6 protein-coding genes are annotated in these 6,139 nt (G+C 42.1%); 4 read left to right on the top strand and 2 right to left on the bottom strand.

The genetic code is table 11. The features are described 5' to 3' along the window. Positions 1–561, top strand: a 561-nt coding sequence (locus MRT15_RS08775; RefSeq protein WP_304329709.1) for a V4R domain-containing protein, incomplete at its 5' end; no start/stop codon positions are given. Positions 562–569: 8 nt separating this feature from the next. Here the strand turns inward: MRT15_RS08775 and MRT15_RS08770 are convergent. Beyond that, entirely contained in the window at positions 570–2,936 is a 2,367-nt protein-coding gene (locus MRT15_RS08770) for a DNA-directed DNA polymerase (RefSeq protein ID WP_304329708.1), read from the bottom strand. Positions 2,937–2,954: 18 nt separating this feature from the next. Further along, the gene (locus tag MRT15_RS08765; RefSeq protein ID WP_304329707.1) at positions 2,955–4,427 is read right to left on the bottom strand and encodes an acetate--CoA ligase family protein; all 1,473 of its coding nucleotides are present in this window, start codon (positions 4,425–4,427) and stop codon (positions 2,955–2,957) included. A 262-nt stretch (positions 4,428–4,689) separates the two neighbouring features. Between MRT15_RS08765 and albA the strand changes: the two genes are divergently transcribed. From albA to MRT15_RS08750, 3 genes are all read left to right on the top strand, one after another. Next, positions 4,690–4,959 (top strand): DNA-binding protein Alba, encoded by a 270-nt coding sequence (gene albA, locus MRT15_RS08760; protein WP_369684968.1) that lies wholly within the window; start codon positions 4,690–4,692, stop codon positions 4,957–4,959. A gap of 96 nt (positions 4,960–5,055) precedes the next feature. Next, positions 5,056–5,694, top strand: a complete 639-nt coding sequence (locus MRT15_RS08755; protein WP_304329705.1) for a hypothetical protein — start codon at positions 5,056–5,058, stop codon at positions 5,692–5,694. A gap of 52 nt (positions 5,695–5,746) precedes the next feature. Further along, on the top strand, positions 5,747–6,139 hold a 393-nt coding region (locus MRT15_RS08750; protein WP_304329704.1), incomplete at its 3' end, for a helix-turn-helix domain-containing protein.

Raw genomic sequence — 6,139 nt, 5'->3', positions numbered from 1 at the left:
GAAATTGCAGAAACATTGACCAAGGAGGTTAAATTCATAAAGAACGTGCATATACAAATGCCTGAAGTAAAGGGGTTTGCAACCGACAAAACAGTCATACCAACATTTTTCGGTGAAAAAGCAATTGTGTTGAGGAAATCTGCATTTAAATCCATAATTGAAGGTGTTTTAAAGAGTTTAGGGTCTGCATCGCAGTTGGTATTATATGTTATTGGTAGGGAAATGGGGGAGCAATACTTTGAGAGGCATGTGAAGATTATGGGGGATGTGGATAAGAGGAGTCTTGCAATAATTGCTGAACAATTATTCCAAGCCGTGGGGTTCGGAATACCTGTAAATGTGAAGATGGATTTGGAGGGGGGAGAAATTGAATACATTATTTATGATTGTTTGGAGTGTGGGATTAATTTGGAGTCTGGTAGGAGGGTTAAATCATCACTAATCAGAGGAATAATCGAGGGATACTACAGCAAATTATTGGGGAGAGAAGTGGAATGCAAAGAAGAAGAATGCATAGCACTGGGGAGTGATAAATGTAGGATGAAGATAAGGGCTATTTAAGTGGCTTTTCACTTCTTTATGTAGTCCATTAGTGTTTTCGTTGTTTTTTGGCTTAGGATTCTCTCCACATTCACCCCTAGGGCTTCAAGTATTCTTGATGTTGCTGGTATAACTTGGTTTGAAATGTAGTATTCTATGTCCAGCTCATTTTTTGATGCCAGTTGGTATGGTTTTGCCTTCTCATACAGTTTCCCAGCGCCAAGGGTTATTACGTATCCCACTTTGTCTCCTAGGGTTAATGTGTACCCCTTCTCCATTAGCATTTTTGCTGCTTGTACATGTGGAGCTTTAACTTCATATTCCTCCAAGCTCTTTGTTAGCGTCTTCCATATTATGTACTCCTTTAATGGCTTCTCCCCCCTCCTCATTGCATTAATGTATTCCCTTATGTATTCTATGGCTTTCCCCGTCCCTCCCCCACGCATTATTATTTCTAGGACTCCCTCTTGAGCTTTTTTGGCGACTTCAGCCCAATCCCCCCTAACAACTTCTAATCCAACGAAGTCTAGCTTACCATTCTCTAATAATCCGCAGTATCTCTTCTTGGCTTCTGTGAATAGTACTCTCACGTATACCTTGTCTATTCTTGCTTCGAATCCAAGTTCCCCCTCCACCCTCTTTACGAGCTTCTCCACCTTTTCAGGTTCATATTTCACGAATATGCTGTCTGTGTCTCCATAGATCACCTTCAAGTTCAATTCCTCAGCCATTTTTAGTGCGCTGGATATTAGGTTTCTACCCCAAGCTGTTACTGCTTCTGCCACTTGTTTAATGTACCATCTGGCTCCAGTCCACCCAGCATATCCATACATGGCGTTGGATATCACTTTTATGGCTTTCTGTCTTGCATCCAACACTTTGTATAGTGGGTTTTCCGGTGTAATCTTCTTCAACTTCTCCCTAATCATGCTTCTGGCTTCCATTAGTGATTTGAGTACGTCTCTATAGAAGCCTGGTGGCTCCCTCCTAAATCTATGTCCAACTTCAGGTGCAATGTATACTCCACATTCAGGTTCAGGTTCTTCTGGTGGTATGTATGTGTCTGGGGATACATTGTATTTCAGCATTATGCTTGGATACATGCTTCTAAAATCTATTACGGCTACGTTTTCATGTAAGCCTGGTTTTGGCTGTAGGACTATGGCTCCAGCATATGGTTGGTATGGTATTTCCCTCCTCTTTGGGACAAGCTCCCCAATTTCATGTGCTTTCCTTATGAGGAACCATTCCACCCTAAATCCCACAGCTGCTGTTCCAACGAAGTCCAGTGGTAATCCAACTAGCTGGGATAATTGTATTGCGAAGTCTGATATGGCTTTATAAATTCCCATAACTCTCCTAGCATTCTTCATGGAATACTCCAATAGCTTCCCCCTCCTCGATGGATCTTTCCAGTAATCTTGAACTTCATATTCCTCTATGATTTCAGAGGCATCCATAACCCCAAGGTATTCAGCTATATTTTCTAGGCTTTTCACCTTCACCTCTTGGAATTCTTCTGCATAATCGAACAGGTCTAAGTTTATTCTCCCAGTTATGGATATGTGGCCATATAGGCTTGTATGGGGCTCCCCCCTCTGCCTATCTATGGATAACTTCACCCTATTCCTCTTAGCTCTCTCAGTTAGGTATGGTATTATCTTGGCATTGGAGCCATAGCTGACTATTATGTCTGGGTCGTATTCATCCACATACCTTATGAAACCCATTATGATTTCAGCGTCCGAAGGTTTTTCATCCCCCCTTGCTATGAAGTTCTTCTCAACCCCCTCACCATTTACCGTTGAGATTATGATTATTGGGTCTCTTTCAGGCTTGGGTGAGCCTGCTTCCCCCATACATGTAATCCATAATGCAAGTACTTTGAGGTTTGGTGTTGACTCTTCCTCCACAGGTTTTGGGGGTGCTGTGGCTATGTATACTTCATCCACCTTCACCCCACCATACCCTTCAGCCTTCTCACAATCCACTTCAATCCAGCTGCATGGCTTAATCCCCATATCTATTAGGTATCTAAGTGTGAATCTAATGTCATCCCCATAAACCTCTGTTACTCCACGTATCTTCTTCACTTCTCTCGCTACTCCCTCCACTTCATCTGGGTCTTGACATATGATCTTTAAAGCTTTAACTGGTTTCCCAAATATCTTCATGTCTTGTGGAATGCAATTCAATACCCCCTTAACCTTCAATTTCAAAATTTCCCTTGAAGTCTCCGCTAGGGATTCCTCCACTACTGTTGCATGGAAGTATGGTTTAAAGTTTCTATCTATCACCAGAACCCTCTTTCCATCTTCCCTTATCCCCCACATCCATATTTCTGGGGTTTCAGCTTCCTCATAATTTAAGTCTAGTAGCCAAAACTTTACTTTCAATTTGCATCAAATAAGATTTTAACTCCCCTTCCCTAAAATCTTTCTATTCACGTAATCTTGGTATGCGCCAACCTTCAATAGGTATTTACCGTAGTTTACTAGTTTCATCATTACGTTTGCAGCTCTCTCAGGGGATGGGTATGCTGGCACTCCATACTTATCGAATTTCATTCTCACCAGTTTTGCCATTTCAGCTTCCCCAACATCGCATACCACCACAGGCTTCCTCAACCCCCTTATAACTTCCATCATCTTATCTTCATATCCAGCTTCCAATGTGGGTATGTGGTGTAGTGGGAATATTACTATCCCATCAAATTCATCAGCTTGCCCCACTATCTCCAAAGTTTTAATGAACATTTCCGTTGTAGCTACACCTGTTAAGTCTATTGGGTTTTCTATGGCTGCAAATTCCGGTATAACTTTATCCTCCTTCAACTTCCTCAACTTCCTTAATGTTTCCTCCCTTGGCTTCTCCACCTTTCCACCTAAGCTTTCTATGGTGTCTGAGGCTATAACCCCCATTCCACCTCCATCGGTCACTATGGCTATCCTCTCCCCCCTTGCTGGTATTTGATGTACAAATGCTTTAGCTAGATCCATCAATTCCTCCATGGTTTCAGCCATTATGACTCCAGATTGTTTTAGAGCTGCAGTGAATACTTGATGTGAACCGGCTAAGGCACCTGTATGTGAAGCTGCAGCTCTAGCTCCAGCCGCCGTCCTCCCAACCTTCAATACTATTATTGGTTTGATTTTAGTGGTTTCCTTGGCCACTTCATAGAATTCCCTCCCCCTCTTTACACTTTCAAGGTATAATAGTATTACATCAGTCTTATCATCCTTAGCCAAATACTTTATTAAGTCAACTTCATCCACATCACACCTATTACCGTGACTTATGAATTTACTTATTCCAAGCCCGCTTCCAGCCATGTAATCCAGTATTGCAGCTCCAAAAGCTCCACTTTGAGTTATGAATGCTATCCTCCCAGGTTTAGGTCTAGGTGTGGCAAGTATTGGTGCCCCCTCAAGGATCTTTGATACCTCGAGGAAGATTGTGTCCACACCACTATATGCATCGTAAACCCCAACACAGTTAGGCCCTATAACCCTAATATTGTTTTTTCGAGCTATCTCCACAACTTCCTCTTCCAGCTTCGTATTCCCAACCTCGCTGAATCCACTACTTATTATTATTGCACCCTTAACCTTCGCTTCACCACACTCCTCCAAAACCTTTGGAACTATTGCTGCTGGAACTGAGATTACAGCTAAATCCACAAGCCCCTCCAATTCCAATACACTCTTATAACATTGAACTCCAAGTATTCTCTTGGCATTTGGATTTACTGGGTATACCTCCCCCTTAAAGCTCCCTGAAATCATGTTTTCCAAGAAGTTTCTAAGTATTACATGTCCAGGTCTCCCACTCTCCCTAGATGCTCCTATTATTGCAACCCCCTTCGGGTTGAAGAAGAAGTCCAGCATTGAATCCCCCATTAAATCTATTTACCTCAAATTTAAGTTTTACCCCCTTCAATATGGGTTCCATAATGATAAAGGAATGGTAAAGGTTTTATATTCGTTTAATCTACATATTCTTAAGCATCAACCATAATGCAGTGGTATTGGAGGTGAGTAAACCATGTCTAAGGCTAAGAAGGCGGAGAAAGAGGCTGAGGCGGCTGGGGAGCCGGCTAAGAAGGAGGAGGCTGCTGCAAAGGAGGTTCAGAAGAAGCCTGCAAAGCCTATACAGGGCAACGTTATACTTGTGGGGAAGAAGCCAATAATGAACTATGTACTGGCATGCATAACCCAACTCAGTGGTGCAGGTAAAGAGGTTGAATTGAAGGCTAGGGGTAGAGCCATAAGTAGAGCAGTGGATGTAGTGGAAATATTGAGGAACAGATTCATAACAGACTTGAAGGTTAAGAGCATTGAGATTGGCACTGAAACCGTGACAGCCCAAGACGGCTCCCAAGTCAATGTGAGCGCCATATCAATAAAGATTTCCAGGTAAACCCAGCACGCCAAGGCAAACAACCCCACATATTTCTTTATACAAAAAGTTTTTCTATTACCACTACGCTACATTATTGTCTGTAGGCTGTTATCAATGAGTGTAGATTTAGGAAGCTATTTAAGCATGGTTGAGGGATTCCTATCCTACCTAGAAGACTTAGCTAAGGGATTACCTGAAGAGGATAGAAGGTGGATTGAAGATTACCATTCCAAGCTTTCAAAACTCTATGAAGAAGCTAAGGAAACTGGGGATCCAAGAGTTATCGGCGAATGCCTATCCATAATCAGGGAGATTGTGGATAAACTTGTTTATGGAAGTTTAGATTCAGAAGCTCCACCACTGGATTTGGCTTCAAGAATACTTGGAAACTTAGGGTACAATGTTAGATGGGTTAACAGTTCAGGGTTAAACCTACCATTCGATCTACTGGCAGTTAGGGGTGGTGGAGTATACTTGGTGAAAGTCCTATTCTCTGAAAGTGGGGATTCAAGTGGATTCCAGAATACATGGCCCAGCGACATTAGATTCTTCTGCGATAGACTTGGGGCTGAACCCCTCGTCATGCTCCTATGTAGAGGAGGTGGGGGATTCGATGCCCTCTTCATGGCTCCACTAATAAATGATGTAACATTCCATGAAGGTAGAACCGTGGATATTGCTGTATTAGAAGATAAATTTAATGCTTTCCTAAAATCCCTAGAAGCTGGAAGCATGGTTAAGCCTCAACAATAACAATCACTAATTTTTTAAATTTAGACGCTGTAATTATTTTTCTAGATTATTTATGAGTAGTGATGATGAGATTTCCGCCATATATCAAGTTTTAGGCAACCCAGTTAGGAGGAAGATCATTGAAGTTTTAGGCTCTCGGGGAGGTGCAAGTTTAAGAGAACTTATGGAATCCCTCAATGCAAGTTCTGGGAGCGTTTACTATAACATTGAACTCTTGGGAGACCTTGTAAAGAGGGATGTGGGTGGGAAATTCACTTTGACCGATAGGGGGTGGATGGCTTATAGGCTTCTCATGGATGGTAAGGAGAGGATTTCAGAATTAAAATACTATTCTAGGATCCCCATCCCCCTAAAAGTTAGATCCAAACTTTCCACAATCCTATTTCCAAGATGGCTACTCTTCTCACTCTATGAGGGGAAAATCTTAAGATTAATAATCCCCATA

This window comes from Candidatus Culexarchaeum yellowstonense (genome assembly GCF_024707025.1).
Taxonomy (GTDB): Archaea; Thermoproteota; Methanomethylicia; order Culexarchaeales; family Culexarchaeaceae; genus Culexarchaeum.
Note: the sequence above shows the minus strand (reverse complement) of the source record. Positions and strands in the feature narration are given on the sequence as shown.